This window comes from Novibacillus thermophilus (assembly GCF_002005165.1).
Lineage (GTDB): Bacteria > Bacillota > Bacilli > Thermoactinomycetales > Novibacillaceae > Novibacillus > Novibacillus thermophilus.
This window is the reverse complement of the sequence record NZ_CP019699.1, coordinates 678,623-704,727: the sequence shown is the minus strand read 5'-3', so window position 1 is coordinate 704,727 and position 26,105 is coordinate 678,623. Positions and strand designations below refer to the sequence as shown.

The following is a 26,105-nucleotide window of genomic DNA, read 5'->3' as shown; positions in this document are numbered from 1 at the left end:
CACTTGCCAAGAAAACTGACCCCCGTAGGATCTGTCTATACTTCTCCAGTATCGGGTCGGCGGGAAAAGACTTACAGCTTATTCAAGCCGCTATTTCACCATGTCCCTCAACTGCTCGTAGCTGTTTACGACACCGTACGTCAATTGGCTGACGTTTAAGGCCGCGAAGTGTTTCCGGGCGCACGCAATTTTCGCCTTTTCCACTTCCCGCCATTCCATCGCATTCGAAGAACCCTTCGTTTCAGCCACAACGTAGCGGTAACCGTCTCGATCCTTTAACACGATGGCCCAGTCCGGATTGTACTCGCCGACAGGTGTCGGAATGAAAAAGCCTTTTGGCAGTTTGGCGTAGACGAGGACCTCTTCGCTTGCCTCCAACGCCGCGGCAAAATCCCTCTCAACTTTGGAATCTGTGACGACGTAATCGTAAACGTGCTTTTCACAAGGGTAGGCATTGTGCCCGATATGAGCCTTCACATGGCTCCGGGTAAACACCTCGTCGTCAAATGTCTGGTCTGTCACGTCATAGGTGATACCGTCGACGATGACGGCCGCTTTTTGTTCATTGATCAACCGGGCCGAGCGAATGATGAATTCTTCAGGGTTCTGTCTGAACAGGTGAAATGTGCTCTCCTTCACACCTAACAAAATGTTCACGACAGTCTTTCTAGTGAGTTTCGTTTCCTCTACCAGTTTGCCGACGAGATCGTACTTGAGCCTGGACGGAGACGGCGCATACGTCTGTGCCGCAACGGTCCCTTGAATGCGAAAAGCTTCTCCCTGGTTCAGCTGTTCGACCGAATCGATGCGCATCATGTCCCCGCGTTTGACCGTGTACTGCACAACTGGAACGGTCAATTGCCGATCGAGGGCCTGGACACACTTTCGGACGAGTTCATCTGAGTCAAAATTAACAGTGTACACCGTTTTGCGGTTGATGAGACGCCACAGTTTTTGGAACGCATCGAGCTCAAAATTGCCGTTCGGTGCCAAATGGGTCACGTGGTGGGCCCGCTCGTTCTCCACCAAACGGACCTTGCCTTCTGCGTAGATCGTGTTCACGAGTTCCAAAAAAGGCTCTCTGTGGCGGGCCAATTCCCCGGGAAGTGCCACGTCCTGGTTGTCGACCGCTTGAAAGTACGCGTCTGTCAACTGATCTTCATCGTCAATGTAGCCGTGGTGTATGAAGGACCGGTGTATCTTGTTTGCCAGTTGCTCGTCGATGTAAAGGGCCTCGCCTCGTTCGTTCTCCACGACTTTGTGCAGGAAAAAGCGGACATCAGCTTTGCGCGGGCGTCCGGACAGCATTTCGGCCATTTCGCTCTGGAGCTTTCTGGCAAAATCCTCGTAGGATTCGCTGGCCACGACAGTCAACACATTAATGTCGTGCACGTCTATGCCCGGAACGGTGGCATCGATGCGCTCCCCGTCGCGGTTGACACACAGACGCAACCCTCTGCCCACTTCTTGCCGCTTTTGAATCGTCGAATCGCTGTGCTTTAACGTGCAGATCTGGAACACGTTCGGATTGTCCCACCCTTCTTTCAACGCAGAGTGGGAAAAAATGAACCGGGTCGGCTCGGCAAAACTCAGCAGCCGCTCCTTATCCCGCATGATCACGTCATAGGCGGAGGCATCGTCAGAATCTGTCTGCCGCTTTGTGACTTTCGGGTTCACCAGCTTGTTGCTCTTTTTATCGATGGAGAAATACCCTTTGTGCGTGTGCCTCACATGGATGCTGCGCAAATAGGCGGCGTACGGATCGTCTGCAAACTCTGCCAAATAGTCGCTCACGACGGCTTCGTACTCTTCTTCGAACATGCGGGCGTATTCGCCGTTTAATGCGTTTCCTTCGGCATCGTACTGGCGGTATTTGGCTACCTCGTCGATAAAGAAAAGGGACAGCACTTTAATCCCCTCGTGATACATCTTCCGCTCTTTTTCAAGGTGGGATTTGATCGTCTCCCGGATCTGGATGCGACGAAAGTGGTGTTCGTCCACGTCGCCTTGTACGTCCCCGGCGTACAACGTGACGCCGTTTGTGAAGTGTACGGCATTTCTCAAGCCGTCGATTTCAGAGATGACGTACCCCCTGTACTGTTCGAGATGCCCCGACAGCTGGTGCAGGTCGTCATTTGACTTCACTTTTCGGATTTTCTTCTTCAGGCCGCTTTTCGTCTTCACTTCAAACTCCAAGCGGGCGACAGGGGCGCGTTTCCGGCTTAAATCAATTCCTTCCAGGTACAGGTAACGGTCCGATCCGCCCGACCCTTTGACGGAAATGCCTTTTACCTGGATTTTTTTGACGAGTTTCTTGTTGTACGCATCCAAGGCGTCCAGGCGGTAGACTTTGTTGTACTCTTTCTTGTGGGTGGCCGAGTAGCGCAATGTAAAGAGCGGATTGAACAGTTTCAGGGCTTCAGCCGTCTTCTTCCCCTCCACAGACTGGGGTTCGTCTATGACGAGTATGGGGCGGGTGCCGGCTATGACGTCGATCGGCTTCCGGGACTGAAAGTCGTCCAGCTCCATGTATATCCGCCGTGCGTCTTTCCCTCTGGCGGAGAACGCCTGGGAATTAATGATCATCACATTGAGGCCGGAGTCGCTCGCGAACGTCTCGATGTGGTGCAAATATTTCGAGTTGTACACAAAGTAACGGGCTTTCGTGCCGTAGTCTTCCATGAAGTGATCTTCCGTCATTTGGAAGGATTTCAGCACGCCTTCGCGGATGGCAATGGAAGGCACGACGACGATAAATTTGCTCCAGCCGTACGTCCGGTACAGTTCGAACATCGTTTTGATGTAGGTGTACGTCTTTCCAGTGCCCGTTTCCATCTCGACGGTCAGGTTGTACCGGCCTTCCAGTTTTTCCGACTGTTTCAATCCGTTTCGCCGCTGGACGTTCCGGATATTGGCCAAGACGTCTCGCTCCGCCAGTTCAATCTGCCTATTTTTAAAACCGATGCCTTCTGCCGTCAGCTGTAAATACGAGTCTACATCGATCTGCTCAGGCTCGTTCCTCCTGCCCGTATTCAATGTAAACACGGCTCTGGCGTTTGGCTGACCTGTGAAACAGTCCACTACACTGCTCACCGCATCTAGCTGAAACGGTTGGTGCTTAAATTTTAATTTCAATCCGCTCACCCTCCTACATCACGTTGACTTCTGTATGCGGTGAAAGTTGTTTAAACGTCTCCTCCGCATTCATCCGTGCCGCATCGTGGACAAAGGAGCTGTCCCTAAACACAACTTTGCGCGGTTGTGCCTCGGCGATGGCTTTTACCACTCCTTCCGGTACATCCTCGTCAAAACAGGCGACAAGGGTGTCCCCTGCGACGAAGTGGACCGTCGCGCCCTCGACGATTTTAGTTTCCACGGGCAGAGACAGTTCGAGTCCACACTCCAGCATGACTTGAATGAGCAAATCCTCTCCGGTCCGGTCTTCTTTGATGTTCGTTTCAAACATGGCCAGTTGTCGCTGCTCCAGCTTGCCAAGAGAGCCGCCTACATCCTTCACGTTGGAAGAATCGACACGGAACACTCTGAAGCCGTCATCGATGTCAGCGCCGGTTTCTTCCTTAATTTTTCTGGCCGTCCGCCGGATGCGTTCTTTGCCGATTTCGCATATGGTTTTGTACCCGGCCCTGTAAGCTTGGGAGTTCTCAGGTGTCGCTTCAGGAAGCTGAACCATGATGTACTTGCGGTTGCCCCCGTCTTCTGCGTTCAGTTGCATCACGGCGTGGGCCGTAGTAGCAGACCCGGAAAAAAAATCCAACACGAGCCCATCCTTGTCGTGAACGAACGATTGTAACAACTCCTTGCACAATTCGTGCGGTTTCGGATTGTCAAAATTCAGGCCAATCTCTTTAAAGAAATCATCATCGCTGCCGGCAAAGTAGATCACAGACGGCACATTCTCATTCATGTTCTCTTTGAGCAAGTACTTCCTCGTCGGCTGTACCGTGTGGTCTTTCCCAAACAAAATTAAGCCTTTTTTGAGCAAGGTTTGCATCGTTTTCACCGGGTACCGCCATCCCCGGGAAGGGATGGGACACGGTTTTTTCGTGACCGGATGAATGAGCGGCCTAAAGTATTCGTCGGGAGCCTTTTTCTTATTCGGCCACGCCATCGACACAGGCCGGTAAACATCTCCGTTTTCATCGATGTTGGCGTATGCGGCCTCCCCACCCGAAAACCCCTGGCTTTTCACCCACTGAGCGAACTCCTGATTCACCGTGTCCAACGTCACGGTATATTTCCAAGACTCAAACGGTTCTTCTGATAAGCCGTATTTTTTCACCACGCGGGAAAGGTCGCGGGGGAGTTTTGTTCGACCGATTTCCGCGTACAGCTCCTTGGCTTTTTTTAATATTTTCTGGGCATTTTTTTTCGGCCGCACCAGCGGGTTGTTGGCTGTAAAAATTTTCGCATTTTTAGCGTACGCCAATATGTATTCGTGTTGGGATGCGACACCTGTCGCGTCTCCCTTCGGGTTTCCTTTGTCCCAAACGATTTCGCCCAAGTTGTTGTGGGCCCCGAATATTTCATCTAACACTTTCTGGAGGTTTGCCGTCTCATGCTCATCGATGTGGACGATGATGACTCCGTCTTCTTTCAACAGATTCCTGGCTAGCTTTAACCGGGCGTACATCATGGTCAACCAGTCACTGTGAAAGCGCCCGTTGGACTCACTATTTTGAAAAAGACGATTGCCCTCTTGATCCACTTGCCCGGATTCTGCCAAGTACGCACCGGTCTCTGCTTTAAAGTCATCCCTGTAAATGAAATCCTTCCCTGTGTTATAGGGCGGGTCAATGTATATGCACGCGACTTTGTTCAAGTACGCCTCCTGCAACAACTTCAACACTTCCAGGTTGTCGCCTTCGATGTACACGTTCTGCGTACGGTCCCAGTTGACACTGTCCTCTTGGACCGGTCTAAACGTTTTATCTGTCGGCGTATTGGCGCGAAGGATCGCTTCTTTTTTCCCCGGCCACGTGAGCTGATACCGCTCCTGATCGCCTTCTGCAATGGAATCAGACAATTCCTGTTTCAAGAGCTCGAAGTCGACTGCTTTTTTCAGCTGTCCGCTTTCATCCCTCACTTCCGTGATGACGTGGGGAAACAGCTCTCCGATCTTCTCCACGTGATCCTGAACAAGGTCAGCCGATTGCGTGGTCAGCTTGTCCATACGCGTCCTCCCCATTCCTCAAGCAGCTCACAGGTGTTTTTTAAGCCCCATGTTCAGATTATATCAAACGAATCGGCGTTCAATTTGCTGTAATTTGAGAGTCTTGGTGCCATTTTGTCGCCACCAGTGTCGTCAGCAATACGAACTCAAGTCCGTTCATGACGGTAGAACGGTGAGCTGGGATCGGAACGAGGCTGCCAACAGCCATGGCCGCGGCCCCGATAAACATCCACCTCCACTGCGTTTTTTTCCAGAGAATGGCGCCGGCGACCACTAGCACAACCGTCACGAGCATAACCATGATGCCCGAACCACCGGAGGAATCTGCTGGAACGTAGCGCAAAACGCCAGACTCCATCTTCGGTTTCAGCTCCATCCCCCATGTGACGGTCGCCACTTCAAGACCGATGAGGGCGCCTGTCAGCAGGATGGCGCCGTACAGCGCCGGTTTAGACTGCATCCCTTTGACGCCGGCGGACCTTAAAACACCTAGCGAAAACAGGACGAGTGTCGGGGTCAAAAAAGCGTGGAGCCAGTAGCAGATGAGGTTCAGATGTCGCAACAACGATCCTTCCCCGATGAAACGCCCTGACGCCGCCACAACATTGTCCAGCGCTAATCCGATTATAATAAGGTATGCGATGGAAGTGAGGGACCCAATTTGATCTCTCTGAAGGGATGTGAGCCCGCGGAGTAGCAGCCATACATAACCGACAGCATAGAGAAAGTAGAAAGTGGTATCCACACATAACAGCCCTTTTCAAAGAATTCCTTCTTGACAATGTTTCTTTCAGTTCTTATTCTGCTCATCAGGAATTCCGTTATAATACTAAGAATTAACCCTTTCAACTTAAGTCAGAAGGAAGAGGCTCATGGCACAATTGAACCGACTGGAAACTGAATCCGTGTGGCGCACGTTTGTCCGCTATCTCGTTCCGTCACTCGTCGGAATGCTGTTGATGGCGGTCAATTTCGTCGTTGATGGTGTCATGGTCGGAAACCGCCTCGGCCCGGTTGCCCTGGCCGGGGTCGGGATTGCGCAACCGGTTTATACGGTATTTCTGGCGATGTCCATTTGGATTGGGGTCGGAGCGGCCACTCTTTATTCTCAACACATGGGGGCCAAGCTGTATGAGCAGGCTCAACACATCTTTACCCAGGCGCTCTTCCTTATTTTTGGTTCGACGCTGATTATCGGGGTCACAGCTCTCTTTTTCCGCGAGCCCCTCGCGTATGCACTCGGTGCCAACGCCGACACGTATCCGTATGTGTCGCGTTATATGCATGTTTTATTGCTGTTCGGCTTTGTTTTCACAATTGAAAATGCCCTCAGCGTCTTTGTTCGCAACGACGGAAATCCGAACCTCGCCATGGTGTCTTTAATGACGACAGCGCTCGTCAATATCGCCCTCAATTACGTCTTTCTGTACGTGTTCAATTGGGGTGTGACGGGTGCGGCGTTAAGCACGATTTTGGCAGCCGTGCTCGGAATTTTGGTCCTTTGCCTTCACTTTTTCACAAAGACCAACCACTTGCGCTTCGTCCGGTCAACGTTTGACAAAAGGCTGTTTGTCCGGTCAGTCGTGATCGGTTTCCCGAGTTTCCTCTCAGAAGTCGGAATCTCGGTGTTCACCCTCGCCCACAACGTGACACTGAAATACATTGCCGGAACAGATGGAGTCGCTGCCTTTTCTGTCCTGAACTACGTTCACAGCGTGATGTTGATGGCCTTCCTCGGATTGGGGGCAGCCATCCAGCCTCTCATCAGTTATTTCCACGGTGCGCAAAACCGCGCCCGCGAACAACAAACGATGAAGATCGCCATTTGGACGGCCGTCGCCGCTGGTTCCCTGTCTTTCCTCGTCGGCTTGTTGGCAGCCCGGCCGATCGTCGCCATCTTTGGCGACTTTCCCCAGGACATTATGGCTTTAGCCGTCACGGGCGTCCGGCTGTTCTTTATTGCGTACCTGTTTATGGGCGTCAACTTCGTCATGATGACGTACTATCAATCCATCGGACACGTCGGGATGGCAACGTGGATCACCGCAGCCCGGGAAATTGTTGTGATGCTCGCATTTCTCCTTATCCTCCCGCCGCTGTTCGGTATTAACGGAGTGTGGCTTGCCATCCCGCTGTCTGAAATTGTCGTGTTGGCGACCATTTACGCGTATCACCGACGGCATTTTTAAAAGAGGCGCACGGTTTGCGCCTCTCTGTTAACTAGCTTTGAAAAGAAAATCAACATTCAAAAGGTCAGAAAAAGGTGCACCATTGCATAAAACAAAGTGCGCTTCCTCCTGAAGCGCACTGTCCTTATGTTGATTCCTTTGGTGTACGACCTGGTCGGTGGTTGAGGAAGTTTTCATACGCAAACCCTTTCACGTCTTCTTCCTTGTAATACTTTAGCAGTGTCTCGATGAACCGCTGGTATTTCGACGCATCTTCTAAGCCGTGCACGAAAGTGTCAATCCCGTCAAAATCTGAACCAAACCCTATGTGTTTCACACCGCCCAGGGCACAAAAATGCTCGATGTGAAACAGTACATCGTCCACCGTGACGGTTTCCGCCTTTTTGACGAAAGGGGGATAAAACACAATCCCGATGAAACCGCCTTTCTCAAACAATGCCGTCGCTTGTTCGTCGGAGAGGTTTCGCGCATGGTCACACACTGCTTTCGCATTAGAGTGGCTCGCAATCGGATATTCCGCTAGTGCCAATACGTCCCAGAATGACCGCTCACTCAAATGGGAGACGTCCGTCCAGATACGGTAGTCGTTATTGAGTTTTACCACTTCCTCACCTAAGCGGGTGAGGCCCGCACCCCTCTGTTCCCAGCAGCCGTCGGCGCAAAGATTAGCAAAGTTCCAGGTCAATCCGACGGACCTGATCCCCAGGCGGTACAGCGTCCTCAATCTGGCCAGATCGTTGCCGATGACATCGACTCCCTCCAGCGTCAAAAGCGCGCCGATTTCCCCCGGCTGTAAACGATCGAGTGCATCCCACGACGTGATCTGTTTGATCATCGGGTGCTTCTGCAAGATTTCGGTGTGAAACAGGTCGATTTGGTCTAAAGCGACTTGAAATTGTTGCGAAGTTTGTATGGCTGGATCGACAAACACGGCAAAACACTGCACCGCCACTTGACCTTCCTTGAGACGTGTCAGATTCGTTTGCAAGTCATCCGCGTTTTCGAAACGCATCGCGCTCCCATGCTGCCACATTTTATACAAAGCATCACAATGGGTGTCCACTACTTTCAACGTCTTCCTCTCTCCTTTTTAACCGATTTCGCTGTGGACTTAAACGGCTTCAGTTCGTCGACCGTCACACAAAACGAGTTCTTTCTGCAAAGTGTGTTGACAGTTGTGGGACGCCACCGCCATAGTGTAAAGTTAACTGTGAAACAAATAGAATGGGGGAAACTTTATGAGGGAAAGGGAACAGTGGTCGTCACACCTCGGTTTCATTTTAGCATCTGCCGGAGCTGCCATCGGGCTGGGGGCGATTTGGAAATTTCCGTACGTCACCGGCATGAACGGCGGAGGCGCCTTCTTTCTGATCTTTGTCTTCTTCACCGTACTCATCGGCCTGCCGATGTTGATCTCTGAATTTGTCATCGGGCGAGGCGCGGGAAAGGAGGCCATCAGTGCTTATCAAAAGCTGGCCCCCAACAGTCAATGGGTGTGGATCGGCCGTCTGGGAGTCGTCGGCTGTTTTTTGTTGTTGTCGTTCTACAGCGTCGTCGGGGGCTGGGTCCTCATTTACAGCGTTCTGTCCCTCACAGGGAATGTCATCGACGAAAGCGCCCAATACCCGGCTCTCTTTGAACACATTATCGGGTCGCCGCTGATTACGTTGTCAGGTCTTGCCTTATTCCTTCTGTTAAACGTGTTGGTCATCGCCTCAGGCATTCGAAAGGGGATCGAGAAAGCGAACAAGTATTTGATGCCGCTCCTCTTTATCTTCTTCATCATCCTTGTCATCCGCGCTGTAACTCTAGACGGAGCTGTGGAAGGCGTGCGATTTTTCCTCGCACCGGATTTTTCCGACATAACTGCAGAAGGCGTATTGTACGCGTTAGGCCAATCGTTTTTTTCACTGGCCGTCGGGTTTTCCTGTATGGTTACGTACAGTTCGTATTTGGGCAAAACGGTGAGCATCCCGTCTTCTGCGGGATCTGTCGCCTTCATGAACATCCTCGTCTCGTTTTTGGCCGGCCTCGCCATTTTTCCCGTCGTGTTCGCTTACGGATTGGAACCGACGGAAGGACCGGGGTTACTGTTTATCGTCTTGCCCTCGGCTTTTGAACAGATGCCCCTGGGCGGACTGTTTTTAAGTTTGTTCTTGCTGTTGTTTCTGTTTGCGACTCTGACGTCTTCCTTCAGCTTGTTCGAAATTATGATTTCGGCGTTTACCGAAAAAGGAACCGCCAGAAAGCCGGTGACGTGGACAGCGGGGGCCGTAGTTTTCGCGGCGGGCATTCCGGCGGCCTTGTCGTCCAGCACACTGCAACATGTGACCTTGTTCCAAAAAACGGTGTTCGATCTGACCGATTACTTAGTGAGCAACATCATGCTTCCGCTAGGGTGCCTGTTTATTGCTCTGTTCGTTTCGTTCCGGATGAATAGGGCACTCGTCAAGGAAGAGTTCACACTCGGCAGCTCCCTGTCGCCCGTTTGGTTTTCCAGTTGGAAGTTTCTCATGGCTTGGGTCGTACCGTTTACGATCGTCATTGTCTTTTTAAGCACGTTAGGGTTTATTTAAAAAGAAACTAAATGACGTTCACTTCGGTTCCCGGCGAAAACCGTTTCAACATCTCTTCGGCGTTGAGGCGGTCGGCGTCGTCGGCGAAGGAGCTGTCCCGAAACACGGCTCTTGACGGTTTGACGGTCGCCACCGCTCTCACGACGGCGTCCGTCACGGGTTCGTCAAAACAGGCCACGAGCGCGTTCTCTGCGACAAAGTGAACTTTTCGGCCGTCCACGTCTCTCGTTTCTATCGGAAGCGACAGTTCCAGGCCGCACGCTAGAATCGCTTGCACGAGCAAGTCTTCACTCGTGCGGTCCTCTTTAATGTTGGATGCGAAAAGAGACAACTGTTCCTGGCTGAACGCCCCGGGGGAATCGGAGACGTCTTTCATATTCGAAGTGTCGACTTTAAACACTCTAAAGCCGTAGTCGATCTCGGCGCCTGTCTCTTCCCTTATCTTTCGGGCCGCCCGCCGAATGCGCTCTTTCCCCATTTCGCTAATGGTCGTGAAACCAGCCCTGTAGTAGTCGGAATTCTCGTCAACCGGCTCCGGAAGCTGGACCATGATGAATTTCCTGTTTCCCTGATCCTCCGCGTTCACCTCCATGACCGCATGGGCGGTGGAAGACGATCCGGCAAAAAAATCGAGGACGATATCGTCGCGGCCGGTGGACATCTTAATCAGTTCTTTCAACATTTTGACCGGTTTTTTGCCGCCCCTGAAGTCGATGCCGCCTTCATGGCGGATGTTGCCAAAACTTGCACTGTAGTCGTAAAAATTGATGATCGGCTTGTATTTTTTCGCTCTGCCCGCCTCGATCTCTTGGCGCCTCTCCAGGGGAACGCCAGAGTAAAATTTCCCTTTTGTGGCGCCTGGCCGTTTGGGACCGGTAAAATACCGGTACCCTAGGCCGTCTTCACCAATCCCCTCCACCTTGTACAGCGTGCCCAGTCCGTCAATGTCCGCTCTGGGGACAAATACTGGTCAAAAAACTTCCCGGACGCATTGCCCGTCAAAACTGTCCCGCTCGCCCACGTCTCTTTCAGTCCGTCGAGCCCCGGCTCGGTTTCCACAATGTCGTATTCGCCTTTTTTAAAAATCGTGACGTTCTTCCCGCCGATTTGCGTTTTGGTCCCTTCCCCTTTTTCCACGACCTTGTATTTGAATTTGTCTAACGCATACGGTTCGTAAGGTTTGTTTGGCTTGAATTGTCCCTTCGAGTAGACGAGTACTTGCTCGATGAGTTTTTGAAAGTCGTCTTTTTCCGTCAGAGATTTGTTGGCATACCTCACCTGGATGTAGAACGTTTCCACATAGTGGTTTTCGCCGAAAATCTCGTCACACATTTTCTTCAAGTTGGCCGCTTCATTGTCGTCAATGCTGATAAAGATGACTCCGTCCTCCCTTAACAGGAGTCTTGCTAACTTCAGCCTTGCGTACATCATGCTCAACCAGTCACTGTGAAACCGGCCGCTCACTTCACTGTTCTGGAACAGCCTGTTCCCCGCTTCATCCACCTGTCCCGACTGTTCCAGGTACTCGTCGGATGAATTTTTAAAATCGTCTTTATAGATAAAGTCTTTGCCCGTGTTGTACGGGGGATCGATGTAGATGCATTTGACCTTGTTCAAGTACGCCTCTTGCAACAACTTCAACGCTTCCAAGTTGTCGCCTTCGATGTACACGTTTTGTGTGCGTTCCCAGTCCACGCTGTCCGCTTTCACCGGTCTTAACGTTTTGTCCGTCGGCGTGTTGGCAAGGAGAATCGCTTTTTTCTTTCCTGGCCATGTCAATTGATACCGTTCTTTTTCCCCTCCGACAACTGTGTCCGACAGTTCTTGTTTCAGAAGCTCAAAGTCGATGGCTCGCTTGAGTTGACCGCGTTCATCTACAGCTTCCGTGACCACGTTCGGAAACAGCTGGGCGATTTTTTCTACATGTTCCTGAGTGCGATTCTTGGATTGTAAGGTGAGCTTGTCCATCGCTGTCCCCCTTTTGTCCCTGCTTCTTCCATGACTGACCTCCACGCCCCATTAAAGAACCAGAAAAAGGGCTATGACTGAGACATGCTTTTCCCACAATCACGCGCATGTCGGACAGTCCGAATAGGTGTATTTCTTATTCTAACAGAAAAGCACCGCTGTGTTGCGGTGCGTGTTTAAACGAAATTGACGTTTGACAGCAACTGAAGAAGGAAACCTAATCTAAAATGTCAGAATGTGATGATTGACGAAACTGCGGCAAGTATGCCTGATGCGCCTCCAACATCTCATCGAGCATACGTTTAGCTATCGCATCAGACGGAACGAGGGGATTGATCGTCATGGCCAAGAGCGCGGTGTGGTAATCGCCTGTGACAGCCGCTTCTGCTGCAACGCGTTCGAATGACTTAATTTGCTGCACGAGACCGCGTACGGGAACCGGAAGGTCTCCGACAGCAATCGGTTTAGGACCGTCCCTTGTGATGACACAATTTACTTCGACGGCGGATTCGGCTGGGATGCTTGCAATCGCCCCGCTATTTCTCACATTCACGGCCTGAATATCCCGCCTGTCATTAAAGATGGAATCGATGAGACTGCACGCCGCATCACTGTAGTAGGCGCCGCCGCGCTTTTCCAGCTGGGGCGGCTTCGTGTCGAGATCGGGATTTTTGTACAGTTCGAACAGTTCTTCTTCGAGCTTCTGGACGACTTCTGCCCGTGTCCCCTGTTCTTTCACTACTGCTTGCTGTTCTCGCAACATCTCATCCGTTTGAAAATAATATTTGAGGTACGGACACGGTAGCACACCCAGGGCTTTGATGAATTCCGGTTCCCATTCAATGTCGGGAATGTTCTTCGCCGTCAAACCTGGCGTTTTTTCCCCCACCATCAACGCCAACAGCCGTTCTGTCACGTTTTCGCCATCCAAGTATACGTTCAACCCGAACACCATGTGGTTGAGTCCGGCAAAATCAATACAGATGCGATGGGCTTCGACATCAAGCATTCGGGCCACGCGCATCCGCATTCCAATCGGAATGTTGCACAGCCCGATCACTTTGTCAAACTCGCCGTAGCGGAGCAACGCTTCAGTCACCATACCCGCAGGGTTGGAGAAGTTGATTAACCACGCGTTTGGGCACAGTTCGTTCATTTCACGCGCGATATCCAAAATGACGGGAATCGTTCGCAATCCTTTAAACAAACCTCCCGGCCCGTTCGTCTCCTGGCCGATGACGCCATATTTCAAAGGGATATGTTCATCTTTAGCACGGGCCTTCAATAGACCGACCCGAATTTGTGTCGTCACGAAGTCTGCATCTTTTAAGGCTTCCCTTCTGTCTAACGTCAAATGGATGTCGATCGGCACGCCAGCTTTCGCAACCATACGCTTCGCCAAGTTTCCAACGATGTTCAATTTCTCCTCGCCTTCCGGAATGTCGACGAGCCACAGATCTCTGACAGGAAGGGTGTCGTACCGTTTGATCAAACCTTCTACGAGCTCCGGAGTATAACTAGACCCGCCGCCTATCGTGACAACCTTCAATCCTCTCAAAGCTCGTCCCCTCCTAATGTTCCTAGCTCCTGATACAAGTTGACGAACTCCTCAGCCAATTCTTTTACGGTCATGGCATTCATCAAGTGATCTTGCGCGTGAACGAGCAATAAAGTGACTGGAAGTCGTTTCCCTCCCGCTTCACGTTGAATAATCTCTGTTTGAATGCGATGCGCTTTTTCAATCTCAGCCGCTGCCTGCTCTATTTTGTCCCGCGCGATGGAATACTGCCCCTTTTTCGCTGCCGCAATTCCCTCCATCGCGAGGCTGCGTGCGTTGCCGCCGTATAGAATGATTTCAAATACCGTCCCTTCAGTATGGCACATCAAGCTCTCTCCCCGTTTATAAGCTTTATATATCGCGGTACGTGATAAGATCAATATTTAATTGTTGAATCCGTTTTTTTAATTCTGGCGATGTCAAGACCGTAAACTCTTTTAATCGTTGATAGACATACGAACTTTTCTTAACAAGCGCCTCATCCACATAGCCCGGATGACAATTGATTTCTACCGTCTGAACCTTTTCGACGCTCTTAAGCAACAACGTCTCAAACATATCGATACTCACATTGTCCTTATAAAAGTCGGTAAACAGCACGTCAGTCGTTTTAACCGGGCCATAGATACCGCCTGAAGACGTCTCGCGATTCACTCTCCTTAAAGGGATCCCGTATTTTTTAGCCAATTGAACGGCGATGGGCCGTATTTCTTTGCGTGCGTGGACGTGATGATGGCTATCCAAATGAGTTGGTTTCAACCCTGTTGAAAAGAACCTCTCGATTTGGGACGTCCATTCACGTTCGATCTCTTCGCTCTCAAGCGACTGAATGTTCTTGAGGAATTCATCGTATCTGAAAAATTGCCCATTCCCATCCACGAGAGACGGTACATTTTCACTGACAGGTGAACCGCTCGTCAACACGAGATGGATCCCTACCCCTAATGTTGGATTTTGCTCAGCCAGTTGTACCGGATGCTCCAAGTCATCAACGTTACACATCATCGTCGTGGAGGAAACAATACCTGTTTGATACGCATCGACAATCCCATAGCTGACAGCGCGTGTATAGCCGAAATCATCTGCATTCACGATTAATTTCATACCCTCACCTGCTCACATGATCTACATTTTAACGGACGAACCAGCATCCGTCCCTTCAACTGTCTCTTCGTCAACAACCTCCTCTTCCGCTAACTTCCTGTCCCACGCACGGAAGAAGGGATAATAGATGGCCATCGCTAACAAAATATTGGCGATCATCAATACTGCTCCGCGCCAATCCCCTGTTGTCAACCACCCAGAAAAAGGTGCCGGTGTCGTCCACGGAACAACAGCGTACGGCCGTCCTACGAGATCGAGTGCCATCACAATGTACGTAAAAGCACCTACGGCCATCGGTGCCAAAATAAAGGGGACAATCATTATCGGATTCATCACAATGGGAGCACCGAAAATGACCGGTTCGCTAATGTTAAAGAAACTCGACCAAATGGTCATCTTTCCTAAGCTTTTTAAGTGTCTGGACCTGGCGCGCAACACGAATAGGATCGTCAACGCCAGTATCATACCGGACCCTCCGACAGCAATCCATATGGCCATAAATTGTTGTCCGACGATGTTCGGCAATTCCTCGCCGGCCACTTTGGCCGCCTGATTTTCGTCTGCGAGACTATACCAAATGGGAGCCATGACACTCGCTACAACGGAAATGCCGTGAATGCCTGCCGACCACAAAAGCTGAATGAGAAAAATGGCTAACAGTGCAGCCCAAATGCTGCTCCCCATTGCCTGCAAAGGTTCCCTCAAAATCGCTCCAACCACTTCGTGCAATGAAAGACTAAACCATGTTTGAAGCAGCAAGCTTACTCCCCATACCATACATACAATGACGAAACCGGGAATGAGTGCCGTAAATGCCCGCCATACCGAAGGGGGTACGCCGGCAGGCATTCGGATGACAAAGTCTCGCTTTTCCATCAACCGGAAAACTTCAACAGTGAACAACGCGATCAAAATAGCGACAAACAAACCTTCGCTCCCCATCAGATTCAGGGGAATATTTCCTTCCTCGGAGTGGGGGGTGGCGATTAAAAAGGCGGCCACGCTCAACACCCCAGAAGAAAGGGGGTCCATCTCATAGCTCTTCCCAAGGTTATAAGCAATGGAGAAAGCTGCGACCAATCCCATAATGCCGAACGTGGCGTCCACCGGAATGGTTAACGTCGGGACGTACGGCTCCATGAACGCCGCCCAAGACTCGATAGGCGGAAAAGCGATGATTAAAAAGACACTGCCAATAATGAGCAACGGCATCGTCGTAATAATCCCGTCGCGGATCGCCTTGAGATGGCGTTGCTCAGCGATTACTTCTGCTACCGGCATAAAATAGCGTTCCATCACAGCGTTAAAACGGTCCATGCAAGATTCCTCCTTTAATTCCCCTTCTTTTTTATTAAATCTGTCGCCTGCTTTAGAACTTTATGACCGTCAACCATTCCATAAGCTAGCGTGTCAATCACTGCCAAAGGGACGTTCGCGGCTTCCGCCGCTTTGGACAAAGACCGGTACTTATACCGGATTTGCGGTCCGAGCAACATGACATCCGCGTCACTTAAATACTTTTCGAATTGATCCACTGAATGCGCGACAACTTCCACTTCTATCCCTTGTTCATTCGCGGCCTTTTTCATGTTCTCGACTAATAAACTCGTACTCATTCCGAGTGCACATAGTAAGATGACCTTCATGCTCTCTCCCCTTTTTTAGAAATAAAAATTTAGCTTTTACTGTCCGTGCATCACGTCAATCACGACCCGATTGCTATAGGTCGGTGTTTGAAACGCGACATCGTCTCTTTTTAACTGCAGACGTGCTTCAAACATATTTTCTTGTGCAAAAGAGTAGTGAACACTTGACACGACCGGGCTGTTCCCCACTGTCACGGTTCCTTCTCCGTCCAACTGTCCTCCTTTTTCGGCATATGGGACGCTTACAACAATTTCACTGCCTTCTCGTTTGATGTCGTATTCGGTCGTCTTGTTCAAATCAAACACAATACGTGTGTATTGGTTGTGAACACCATACCGGATGTTTTCCACAACATTCTTAGCCACGACAACGTTCCGTTCAGCCGTCATGTCACCTTTTTTCGCCACTAGCTTCCCCTTCCCTTCTTTCACCGCTGTAAAGACGCCGTTTTCAATGTAACCCACATCGCCTTTCACTTCCCAATCAATCTCTTCCGGTGATATCTCTAGTTTCCTCCCGTTCGCGTCCACCCCGTGAACTGTTATTTCTTTTGATTGACCGAGCACAAGTTCCAAGTCCAACGGCAAGATGCCCAGGATCGCCTTCGGCTTGTAAGGCTTTGCCTCTTTAGGGTAAGGACCGTACAACAAATAGCGGTTGCGTACTTCTTGAGTCCAGAAGTCCAGTTCATCTTGCCATACGTTAAGAATCTCCTCTATCGGCGCATCCGCTTCAAGCATCGGACGTACCCGTTTATCACCGATCAACTCATCATAAGTCGCATCAAGATTAAACTTCTCCGGCTGTTGATCGCGCATCGCATCCACCAGGTGCAGCCCTAACTGGACGAGATCGATCTCATCAGCTTTTTGAATATGTACTTGGACACCGCCGACACGCTCCCCCTCATATTGACTGAACATCGGGGTAAAGTAAGCCGGCCGAAACGTGACTCCGGGAATACCGCGGCTGTTCAATTCGTCTGCCAATTCTTCTCCGTTGATCCACGGTGCTCCCACCAGTTCAAAAGGTTTCGTTGTTCCTAAGCCCGTCGAAAAAGGAGTATTGTCCACAAGCTCTGTTCCTGCATATAAGTTGGCTGAGTCCGATGTCGGTATGTTCGGCGACGTCAACACCCAAGGCAAACCGGTATCCTCATAATGCATCGTGCGCTGCCAACCCTTCATTTTCGCTACTCTCAAATCAATACCCAATGCATATTCGTGATTCCACATCGTCGCCAACTCGCCAATTGTCATACCGTGACGCACAGGGAGCAAAAACCTCCCCATAAAACTGACCGTATCTTCATCGCGCACCGGCCCTTCTACGCGCGTGCCGCCAATCGGGTTCGGCCGATCCAGTACAATAAGTCTTTTATCGAACTCAGCCGCAGCTTCCATCGCAAACCCCAACGTATAAATGTACGTATACACATTGGAACCGATGTCTTGAATGTCGAACAACAGGACATCGACATCTTCCAACATCTCCTCCGTCGGCTTCCATGTCGGGCCATACAGACTGTAGACAGGTAAGCCGGTCCGTTCGTCTATGTAGGATTCCACGTATTCCCCTGCCGGCCGATCCCCTCGAATGCCGTGTTCCGGTCCGAACAGAGCGGTCAATTGAACGTCGGGATGACCATGTAATAAGTCGATATCGCTGGCAAGGTCGCGGTTAACGCCTGTCGGGTTTGTAATCAGCCCCACCTTTTTTCCTTTGACCCAGTCCGCATGCCTTTCCAAGAATACCTCTATCCCAGGGACTACTCGCCCTTGCTTTGCCGGTTCAACCGTCTTTTTCGCCGTCACCGGATTCCAAGCGGCGATGCACGTGATCAGCAGCACGATTACGACACAAACACTCAATACCGTCTTGTTCATGTTGAGAAATCGCTGACCCTTCTTCATGCTAAAGCCTCCCCTGTTTTTTCCCTCCCAAAAGTAAAAAAGCAAAAACCGTGCCAATATCCTAAAAGCACGGTTTTCTCACCCACTGCTGTTTTGCTGTGTAAACTGTGTAACAGCATATTACACACTGAAGGTTTCACAATTAAACATAGATACAAAAATACTTTTCTCGAACGATGGCATCACAACACGAGTCTGTCGTTCTAGCTCACTCAAATGTCTCAGAACTGCTTTGGCCAGTCGTGTCTTCGGAGGTTCTGCCGCCTTATCCCCTCTACCTTCATATCGCTCACCTTGCTTAAGACGATCCACCAAACATACAAAATGCATCGCGACCCCGACAAATGTATCTTCCGTTACGTATTCCCCCGCTTTTTGTTCAATTTCCTCCAACCAATCGAGAAACTGTTCCAGCAACATATCTACTTGATCGCTCTTCATATTGACCGCTAACGAAGATTTCATCTTTTGATAGAGGGAAAAGCGCTGTTCCCACAAGTTGACGAAGCGTTGCAAACGTTCACATTCACTGTCGAGTAATATATCCGAAGGAGACATGGACAACGGAACCGAGTCTTCCCCTTGCCACAATCCGATGGCAGCCACTACACGCTGTCGGTTTTGTTTTAACTGTTTGGCGATTTCATTCCATTCTCCTGCTGCAACTGTTTGCAATAACACACCTCCGGATAAGTGAATATGTTCCTTCACCAGTTGCTCTAACTGTTCCGCACCCCCCGTCCCTGTCAAGCAGCAAAGCATGATGACATATCGGGCGTTCTCACCGGACTCAGATGAGACAGGGGGACGTACCATAACATTAGACTGATCCTCATTGGCTTTTATGGAGTTTACAATCTCCTCTAATGTATGGCCAAGATTGGCCTTTCGTAAAGCTTCAATCACGAGCGGGGTACTCACACGCTTAATCGTTGCCGTCACGATCCCTGTCTCTTCACTGAGGAGAGCGCCAAAATTCTCCAATGATCCCATGTCAACTAACAGTAAAACACCGCGACCTGTATCCACTTTGACCGCCAGATCTTTTAGTTTCTCGAATGCGTGCTCCGGATTCATTGATAACGGAACATCAATGGCCCATCCTTCGGAAATGTCCAGCAAATCTTGTGCTACCGACAGCATGGAAGATGCCGTCGATGTTCCATGCGCCATCACAATTACAGCTGTCGTTCCCCTTTCCCAGTTGTTGTCCGATTCGTCATAAGCGTAGAACAATGTCAAGTAACCAATTTCCTCCATAGGTACATCGATTTGAAGGGTCTTTTCGATGAGCGTCATACTTTCGGTAGCCACTATGAAAGCTTGCGGGTATTTTTTTCTTAACTCATTTAAATTGTAAGGAGAAGTCATTTTTCCCTTTTTTAACCGTTTCACCATAGCGTCAATGTGCATGGCCAATCCGGCGTACACTTTGGGAGGATACGCTTTCCCCAGTTTTTCCTCCGCTCGTGACAGTAGCTGATGGGCTAAATCAATCAATTGAGGCTCAACGATTTTTCTAATATTGTCACGATCCGCATATCGAGCGTCCGACAATTCACGCGGCATCTGGAAATGGATCGGGATTTCCTCCCCCGCTTCAGTCGATTCCGGATCTTTCGTTGATATCTGACAAGTTCCTATCAAATGATCCAATTCCGGCTTTTCCAGCAAATAACGTAAGCGCAGTGCCCCTCTCTTGACTTCCAAGGGCAAGTGGGACTGCAAAATATACAACGTTTTCTCTGTTCGCTGTTCCGCATAGGCGTGGGCACAGGATAGTTGAATATCCTTTTTTAACTGTCCGACATTGCCCGGACATTCATAAGCAATAAACGCTTGCACTGCAACCGGTTCCAATACGATGTTCTTCTTCAACCGCCGCGCCTCTTCCTCACAAAACAATCGGATAAGCGCAATCCTCTCGTTTAGCGGCCGGTCCGCCAACTTAGGAAGTTGAATTTCCATTGGAATGCGACGGCGAAAGGTTTTTAACAAAACCGAATCTGGTTGTTCTGTCGTCGCCGCGACGATGAATACTTGTGCCTGTCGTCCGTCCTCCGTTTCTCCCAGCTTGCGGTAACATCCTGTATCTAAATAAGTGAACAACATCTCTTGACCTTCTGGAGGCAGACGGTGAATTTCGTCTAAAAAAAGCATGCCGCCATCAGCCCGTTCCAACAAACCTCGCCGGTCTTGACTCGCTCCCGTATAAGATCCCTTCACACTGCCAAACAACTGACTAAGCAACAGTTGAGGATTGTGAGCGTAGTCAGCACAGTTGAAGGTGACAAATTCTCCTTTATGCTGGGTGGAAATCCGCCTGTATTCGTACATCAAACGCGCAAACATGCTTTTTCCGACGCCTGTCGCGCCGAAGAGGAGAGTATGGAGGCCGTACGGAGGGTAGTGCAAAGCCGCTTTCGCCTGTTCAATCGGAGCGCGAAAACTACCCTCTGCCCCAATTATTCGACCGAATACTTGGATGCCGGCTGATGTACGAGCCACACGGAACAAGACAGGGCGCCCCTCTTTTTTCTCAACCAAACCGTGTTTGACGAGCCGGTTTAATTCCCGGCTGACGTTACTGCGATGCTGTTGCAATGTATCCGCTATTTCTTGTGCGCTTACCCCCCACTTGTCTCGCGCCTCGTCACACATTTGACACAACGTATCCCACAACTGATTACTCAACTTCCCACCTCTCACTAAATACATTTTCGTCAATATTATACAAAATGACCGTGTCATCAAGTGAGACTTTACGCTTCTGTCTGATAGAGTGTCTTACGCTTATCAACACGTTCTCAATGACTGATCCATCATGACATAGCTAAAGGAAGGCATCGTATAAGGCGGTCGGTAACCTCCCAAAATGATCAGTACCAGCAAAAAATTGGGAGTTTCTCTCGGAAGTTCTCACAATACTGAAACTGCTGTATCATCTATAATCCTTATACGTGCGGTTGATTTCCCCTACCGCAATGACAAAACTAATCGCACACTCCTTTATCCTTGGACAAACTCATACTTTTTTCTTATGGTCGCTTTTGATATCCTTAATAAAATAATACAACGTCGTAAGAACGAAGATCACAATTAATTCCGAAACGACAAAGCTTGTCATAACTTTTTCACTCTTTCTGCCACATCGTGTGATTTTACAAAAATCAAAAGAAGTTTCTTGCGATCCAGCCACAGTAAGATGAGACACATAACCATCAAAACAGTACTGAGGTCTTGAACACCAATATCAAAAGCATAATTGACCATCATAATATTAACGGCAATTGGAAAATAACAGATGGCACCCAACGTTGCCGTCCTCGGAATCGCGATTAAGACAGCGGCTATGACTTCCCCTAACCCGATAAACATTTCATATAAGCGCGAATATCCAAAAAATGTCCAAGCTAACGTAAAACCTTCTCCTCGCATGGCGGCAATTTCTTCTGTTGGTACGCCAAATTGTCCGAACGTCAGTTTAGCAGCTCCGTAAATCAGAAAGTTCACTGCCAAAAAGAGACGAAACGTCGCAGGAATTGAGTGTTGAAGGACACAAATAAACCGACCCGTATCCATGTGCTCACATCCCCTTCCCCCTAAACACGTTCACGCATTTCTAGTACCCGTACCACACACGCTTTTTTCCCAAAAGCCATTTAAGTATCACGATCTTTCGGCTCTTCTTTTATCGTAGAAAAATTTGAAACTGATTGACATTGATTGGTCTTACATTTTAACTACCAAAACTTACAATTTTGTAAGGTGCGGACAAAGTAGTTCAGAAAAAATTTTCTAAACTGAACGGCGTATTCCCCTTGACAATGTGAGAATAGAGTTGTAGGATAATTACAAGTTTTTTCAATTACATATTCATAGTGAATGCTTCTTATCAAGAGAGGCGGAGGGACTGGCCCAATGAAGCCCGGCAACCTCTTTGCACTCGCGCAGTGCAAAAAAGGTGCCAACTCCTGCGGGATGAGTTTAACTCGTTCCGAGAGATAAGAAGAGCGTTTCGCTACAGAGCGAACCCCTCTTCTTATCGAAGAGGGGGTTTTTGTATGTGTCGAGCCTAGAAATAGTGACAGGAGAGGAGAGAGTGTGAATGAGTTATGATGTATCAGTTGAAGTTTCCGAAACATCCCTTCACCGACGTCGGGCCGCCATCTCGAGCGTGATCGGAACAACCATCGAATGGTACGACTTCTTTATTTACGGAACAGTGGGAGCCCTCGTATTTCCTACTTTGTTTTTCCCGGATTCTGACCCTTACGCAGGGTTGATGCAGACGTTCTTAATCTTTGCCATCGGGTTTGTGGCACGACCTGTTGGCAGTTTTATCTTTAGTCACTTTGGCGATCGCTTTGGAAGAAAGACGACACTCATTTTCACATTACTGATGATGGGAATCGCGACAACGACTATGGGGCTTTTACCGACTTATGAAACAATTGGCATATGGGCTCCGCTCTTGTTGTCGATTCTCCGCTTTTTACAGGGTCTCTCAGCAGGCGGAGAGTGGGGAGGTGCTGTCTTGCTCTCTATGGAGTGGGCAGGGCGTGATCGACGCGGATTTTTTGCAAGCCTCCCACAGCTGGGTTCACCCTTCGGCTTAGTACTCTCTTCAACCGTTGTTTCACTCTTACTCACGGTATCCGGTGACGCCTTTTTTTCGTGGGCATGGCGCATTCCGTTCCTTTTCAGCTTGGGCCTAGTCATCGTCGGACTGTACGCCCGTTTACGCGTTCTGGAATCACCAGAGTTTCAAAAAGTTCTAAAAGACGAAAATGTGTCCCAAGCTCCTGTGCTCGAATCGCTTCGCACCTACCCTAAAACGATCCTCTGGGCCATCTTAGTGAACATTGTGATGTTCGCTGCGTTTTACACGTTCAGTACGTTTTTTATCGGGTATGGATCGACGTATTTAAACCTCGATCAGAATCTGCTAACCAATGCCACTGTGCTCGGCGGCATTGCGGCGGCACTTGCCGTAGTCCTTTTCGGACACTTTTCAGACATCGTCGGAGCCAAGAACGTGTATGTCGTCGGTGTCCTCTCTTTGGTGGTATGGGCATTTCCATATTTTGTCCTGGTCAACAGCAAACAGCCTTTCCTCATTGTGACTGCGGTAGCGTTCGCGTTTTTCACGTTTGGTGCCATGTACGGCCCCCTCGCATCATTTGTCGCAAGTTCGTTTCCAGCCCGCCTGCGGTACAGCGGTTCATCGGTTGCTTATGCAATCGGAGCGGTCCTCGGGGGTGGCATCGCACCGATGATCAGCACCTTTTTAGTCGACAACTTTGATTCTGCGTTTGCTGTCAGTACTTATTTGATCTCCTTGGCCCTTCTCGGACTTATAGGTGCCCTCAAACTGAAGGAACTTTAGGTTTATTTCCTGGGAGAAAGGTGGTTAACATTATGTCAAGTTTGTATCATCAACCGTTTCAAGCGCCCCTTACCCCCGCGTCGTTTTTAGAAAGGACGGTAGTGGCTTTTCCAGATCGCGTAGCGGTTGTCGAAGGAAACACTCGCTACACTTACCGGACATTGTACGAAAGAGTCCACCGTCTGGCGCGAGGTCTCTACCGTCTCGGCGTACAGCGGGGTGACCGTGTTGCGGCAGTCGTTCCGAATACCAAACTTGCCCTCGAGCTTCACCTGGCGGTTCCTCTGATGGGAGCTGTACTCGTTCCCATCAACGTTCGTTTGAAATCAAAGGAAATGTCCTACATCCTCAATCACTCTGAAGCAGTTGTCCTTTTTGTGGACGACACGTACGCTGAACGACTGGTTCCTTGTCTTGAAGAAGTCCCAAGTGTCCGCGTCCTCATCGTCGATGGCACGGATAAACATTTCCCGACTACACGCCACATTGAACAGCCCGTGGACGTGCTTCCGTACGAAAGCTGGCTCCACTCGGTGCCCTTTGACCCGATGTCGGTAAGTGTTCAAGATGAGTGGGATTTGATTTCTATTCATTACACCAGTGGAACTACTGGACGTCCAAAAGGGGTCATGCTGCACCATCGAGGAGCATTCATAAATGCCTTTAGTGAAATCGTAGAAATGAATCTTTCGCCTGACAGCGTGTACCTGTGGACACTCCCAATGTTTCACGCCGCAGGTTGGTGTTTCCCCTGGGCCGCGACGGCAGTTGGCGCCACACATGTCCTTTTGCGCAAAGTAGAGGCATCCCGAATCGTTCAGTTGATTGAATCAGAAGGCATCACGCACTTCTGTGCGGCACCCCCAGTGCTGACGATGATTTCCCAATATCTAGAGAGTGAGAGAACTGGATTGCCTGGCACCGTCCACATTATTACAGCTGCTGCCCCTCCGAGCCCAGCTTTGCTGCGCAAATTAGAGTCTTTTGGAGCAAAGGTCACCCATGTGTACGGCCTGACGGAAGTGTACGGCCCGTTCACGATCAATGAATGGCGAAAAGAGTGGGATGCACTTCCAGACAATCAACGGGCGGAATTAAAAGCACGGCAAGGTATTCCGTATATCGGACTAGGCGAACTGACTGTTGTCGACGACAAGATGCGCCAGGTTCCTAAAGACGGCCTCACGATGGGTGAAGTCCTCATGCGCGGGAACGGGGTCATGCTTGGCTACTACAAAGATGAGGAAGCTACTGCTCAAGCTTTTCACGGCGGGTGGTTTCATACAGGCGATTTAGCGGTGTGGCACGCGGACGGTTACATAGAGCTGAAGGATCGGCAAAAGGACATCATTATCTCAGGAGGTGAGAATATCAGTTCAGTAGAAGTGGAGCGGGTCCTTTTGGAACACCCTTCAGTATTAGAGGTAGCCGTGATCGGCATCCCCGACCGCAAATGGGGAGAGGTCCCGAAAGCGTTCATTACAGTTCAACCCGGGGAATGCGTGAGTGTGGAGGAACTGCAAACATTTTGCCGCAAACGACTCGCCCACTTTAAGTGTCCCAAAGAGATTGAATTCTGTGAGTTGCCAAAAACTAACACAGGTAAAGTACAAAAACATTTGCTTCGTGAAAAAGAGCGAGAGAAGCAGTTAAACACCAACTAAAGGGTTGTAAGGAGGACGTGCTTTGAGTCAAGTGATTCTTTATGAACGTCGTGGTCCTGTAGGATGGGTGACTCTAAACAACGTTAATGAAAATTTAACTCTTACGCTGAAAGCAATGAAGGATATGGAGAAACAGCTCAAAACTATTGCCAATACTCGTGAAGTGGCTGTCGTGGTGCTCCAAGGGGCACCAAACATATTTTGCCTTGGTCACCACTTTCAAGAAATACAAGAGTCAGATACAGAAACCGTACACGCGTTGTTTGAACAAAGTTTCCGGGTTAAACAGTTGATCCGAGATCTGCCACAAGTTGTGATTGCTAAGGTTCAAGGTGTCGCGGTTGCAGCTGGACTTGAATTGGTCGCCGTTTCCGATCTGGCTGTAGCTTCAGAACGTGCTCAATTCGGTGCAACGGGTATTAACTGGGGACTCTTTTGTAGCACTCCGGCCGTCTTTTTAAGCCGTAACATTAGCAGAAAAAAGGCGGCAGAAATGTTGTTTACGGGAAAACTGTATACAGCTCGAGAAGCGGAAGCGATGGAGCTGGTTAATCGGGTGGTCCCGGATGACCAGCTTGATAAGGAAACAGAAAAACTGGCCAACGAAGTAGCAAAACACAGCTTACAAGTGATCGAGCTTGGAAAGCGCTTGTTTTACCGGCAACTCCAAATGGACGATTGGTCTGCCCTCCACTATGCCACGGAGGTGATTGTCCGCAACAGTAAGCATCGAGAGACAATAAAAGGCATATCGGCTTTTTTAGAGAAGAAAGAGCCGACGTGGGATGACGGAGTTTCACGCCATCAATAACCTTTAAACACATAGACCTTATCGCCCCCAAGGGATGTCCATCGGCTCTCCCAAGTTGTAGCCCTCATCGAAGTATGTCCTACAAGTTTTTCGGT

19 protein-coding genes and 1 riboswitch are annotated in these 26,105 nt (G+C 49.7%); of the genes, 5 read left to right on the top strand and 14 right to left on the bottom strand.

Going from position 1 to position 26,105, the window contains the following annotated elements; translation table 11 throughout:
- Positions 1–90: 90 nt before the first annotated feature.
- The 3 genes from B0W44_RS03465 to B0W44_RS03455 form a co-directional block, all read right to left on the bottom strand.
- Positions 91–3,135: a type III restriction-modification system endonuclease gene (locus tag B0W44_RS03465; protein WP_077718789.1), complete on the bottom strand. Its 3,045-nt coding sequence runs from the start codon at positions 3,133–3,135 to the stop codon at positions 91–93.
- A 13-nt stretch (positions 3,136–3,148) separates the two neighbouring features.
- Positions 3,149–5,191 (bottom strand): site-specific DNA-methyltransferase, encoded by a 2,043-nt coding sequence (locus B0W44_RS03460; RefSeq protein ID WP_077718788.1) that lies wholly within the window; start codon positions 5,189–5,191, stop codon positions 3,149–3,151.
- A gap of 79 nt (positions 5,192–5,270) precedes the next feature.
- On the bottom strand, positions 5,271–5,936 hold the full coding sequence (locus B0W44_RS03455) for a hypothetical protein (protein WP_077718787.1): 666 nt from the start codon (positions 5,934–5,936) through the stop codon (positions 5,271–5,273).
- A gap of 127 nt (positions 5,937–6,063) precedes the next feature.
- On the opposite strand from B0W44_RS03455, the gene B0W44_RS03450 reads away from it, so the two are divergent.
- Positions 6,064–7,380: an MATE family efflux transporter gene (locus B0W44_RS03450; protein WP_077718786.1), complete on the top strand. Its 1,317-nt coding sequence runs from the start codon at positions 6,064–6,066 to the stop codon at positions 7,378–7,380.
- A 124-nt stretch (positions 7,381–7,504) separates the two neighbouring features.
- On the opposite strand, the gene B0W44_RS03445 is transcribed toward B0W44_RS03450, so the two are convergent.
- A complete protein-coding gene (locus tag B0W44_RS03445; protein WP_077718785.1) occupies positions 7,505–8,452 on the bottom strand; it encodes a dipeptidase in 948 nt (315 codons plus the stop codon).
- 166 nt (positions 8,453–8,618) lie between these two features.
- Here B0W44_RS03445 and B0W44_RS03440 point away from each other — a divergent pair, with 166 nt between their 5' ends.
- On the top strand, positions 8,619–9,956 hold the full coding sequence (locus B0W44_RS03440; protein WP_077718784.1) for a sodium-dependent transporter: 1,338 nt from the start codon (positions 8,619–8,621) through the stop codon (positions 9,954–9,956).
- A 7-nt stretch (positions 9,957–9,963) separates the two neighbouring features.
- On the opposite strand, the gene B0W44_RS03435 is transcribed toward B0W44_RS03440, so the two are convergent.
- The 10 genes from B0W44_RS03435 to B0W44_RS03390 form a co-directional block, all read right to left on the bottom strand.
- Positions 9,964–10,875 (bottom strand): DNA methyltransferase, encoded by a 912-nt coding sequence (locus tag B0W44_RS03435; protein WP_228441469.1) that lies wholly within the window; start codon positions 10,873–10,875, stop codon positions 9,964–9,966.
- Positions 10,848–11,924 (bottom strand): site-specific DNA-methyltransferase, encoded by a 1,077-nt coding sequence (locus B0W44_RS03430; protein ID WP_077718783.1) that lies wholly within the window; start codon positions 11,922–11,924, stop codon positions 10,848–10,850. Before B0W44_RS03430 ends, B0W44_RS03435 begins: the two co-directional genes overlap by 28 nt.
- 217 nt (positions 11,925–12,141) lie before the next feature.
- Positions 12,142–13,482, bottom strand: a complete 1,341-nt coding sequence (locus B0W44_RS03425) for a 6-phospho-beta-glucosidase (RefSeq protein WP_077718782.1) — start codon at positions 13,480–13,482, stop codon at positions 12,142–12,144.
- On the bottom strand, positions 13,479–13,808 hold the full coding sequence (locus B0W44_RS03420) for a PTS lactose/cellobiose transporter subunit IIA (protein ID WP_077718781.1): 330 nt from the start codon (positions 13,806–13,808) through the stop codon (positions 13,479–13,481). Before B0W44_RS03420 ends, B0W44_RS03425 begins: the two co-directional genes overlap by 4 nt.
- A 25-nt stretch (positions 13,809–13,833) precedes the next feature.
- A complete protein-coding gene (gene chbG / locus B0W44_RS03415; protein ID WP_077718780.1) occupies positions 13,834–14,586 on the bottom strand; it encodes a chitin disaccharide deacetylase in 753 nt (250 codons plus the stop codon).
- Between the two features lie 21 nt (positions 14,587–14,607).
- Positions 14,608–15,903 carry a PTS cellobiose transporter subunit IIC gene (gene celB / locus B0W44_RS03410; protein ID WP_077718779.1) on the bottom strand — a complete coding sequence of 432 codons (1,296 nt, stop codon included), beginning with the start codon at positions 15,901–15,903 and terminating at the stop codon, positions 14,608–14,610.
- 14 nt (positions 15,904–15,917) lie between these two features.
- Complete coding sequence (locus tag B0W44_RS03405) at positions 15,918–16,232, bottom strand: PTS sugar transporter subunit IIB (protein ID WP_077718778.1); 315 nt, start codon at positions 16,230–16,232, stop codon at positions 15,918–15,920.
- 36 nt (positions 16,233–16,268) lie between these two features.
- Complete coding sequence (locus B0W44_RS03400; RefSeq protein WP_228441466.1) at positions 16,269–18,146, bottom strand: exo-beta-N-acetylmuramidase NamZ family protein; 1,878 nt, start codon at positions 18,144–18,146, stop codon at positions 16,269–16,271.
- A 120-nt stretch (positions 18,147–18,266) separates the two neighbouring features.
- Complete coding sequence (locus B0W44_RS03395; RefSeq protein WP_169835399.1) at positions 18,267–20,840, bottom strand: sigma-54-dependent transcriptional regulator; 2,574 nt, start codon at positions 20,838–20,840, stop codon at positions 18,267–18,269.
- 429 nt (positions 20,841–21,269) lie between these two features.
- Positions 21,270–21,728 carry a hypothetical protein gene (locus B0W44_RS03390; RefSeq protein ID WP_077718776.1) on the bottom strand — a complete coding sequence of 153 codons (459 nt, stop codon included), beginning with the start codon at positions 21,726–21,728 and terminating at the stop codon, positions 21,270–21,272.
- 307 nt (positions 21,729–22,035) lie between these two features.
- Positions 22,036–22,157, top strand: a riboswitch (SAM riboswitch).
- Between the two features lie 97 nt (positions 22,158–22,254).
- On the opposite strand from B0W44_RS03390, the gene B0W44_RS03385 reads away from it, so the two are divergent.
- From B0W44_RS03385 to B0W44_RS03375, 3 genes are read left to right on the top strand one after another with little or no spacing between them, the layout of a single operon-like run.
- On the top strand, positions 22,255–23,535 hold the full coding sequence (locus B0W44_RS03385; protein ID WP_077718775.1) for an MFS transporter: 1,281 nt from the start codon (positions 22,255–22,257) through the stop codon (positions 23,533–23,535).
- 32 nt (positions 23,536–23,567) lie between these two features.
- Positions 23,568–25,199 (top strand): acyl--CoA ligase family protein, encoded by a 1,632-nt coding sequence (locus B0W44_RS03380; RefSeq protein WP_077718774.1) that lies wholly within the window; start codon positions 23,568–23,570, stop codon positions 25,197–25,199.
- A 31-nt stretch (positions 25,200–25,230) separates the two neighbouring features.
- Positions 25,231–26,010: an enoyl-CoA hydratase-related protein gene (locus B0W44_RS03375; protein WP_077721233.1), complete on the top strand. Its 780-nt coding sequence runs from the start codon at positions 25,231–25,233 to the stop codon at positions 26,008–26,010.
- Positions 26,011–26,105: the final 95 nt, after the last annotated feature.

Bases quoted from the DNA above. Each gene is read 5' to 3' on its own strand.
- B0W44_RS03460 (WP_077718788.1), bottom strand. From the start codon at position 5,191: ATGGACAAGCTGACCACGCAATCGGCTGACCTTGTTCAGGATCACGTG.
- B0W44_RS03380 (WP_077718774.1), top strand. From the start codon at position 23,568: ATGTCAAGTTTGTATCATCAACCGTTTCAAGCGCCCCTTACCCCCGCG.
- B0W44_RS03390 (WP_077718776.1), bottom strand. From the start codon at position 21,728: ATGGATACGGGTCGGTTTATTTGTGTCCTTCAACACTCAATTCCTGCG.
- chbG (WP_077718780.1), bottom strand. From the start codon at position 14,586: ATGAAATTAATCGTGAATGCAGATGATTTCGGCTATACACGCGCTGTC.
- celB (WP_077718779.1), bottom strand. From the start codon at position 15,903: ATGGACCGTTTTAACGCTGTGATGGAACGCTATTTTATGCCGGTAGCA.
- B0W44_RS03405 (WP_077718778.1), bottom strand. From the start codon at position 16,232: ATGAAGGTCATCTTACTATGTGCACTCGGAATGAGTACGAGTTTATTA.
- B0W44_RS03430 (WP_077718783.1), bottom strand. From the start codon at position 11,924: ATGGACAAGCTCACCTTACAATCCAAGAATCGCACTCAGGAACATGTA.
- B0W44_RS03450 (WP_077718786.1), top strand. From the start codon at position 6,064: ATGGCACAATTGAACCGACTGGAAACTGAATCCGTGTGGCGCACGTTT.
- B0W44_RS03420 (WP_077718781.1), bottom strand. From the start codon at position 13,808: ATGTGCCATACTGAAGGGACGGTATTTGAAATCATTCTATACGGCGGC.
- B0W44_RS03400 (WP_228441466.1), bottom strand. From the start codon at position 18,146: ATGAAGAAGGGTCAGCGATTTCTCAACATGAACAAGACGGTATTGAGT.
- B0W44_RS03385 (WP_077718775.1), top strand. From the start codon at position 22,255: ATGAGTTATGATGTATCAGTTGAAGTTTCCGAAACATCCCTTCACCGA.
- B0W44_RS03440 (WP_077718784.1), top strand. From the start codon at position 8,619: ATGAGGGAAAGGGAACAGTGGTCGTCACACCTCGGTTTCATTTTAGCA.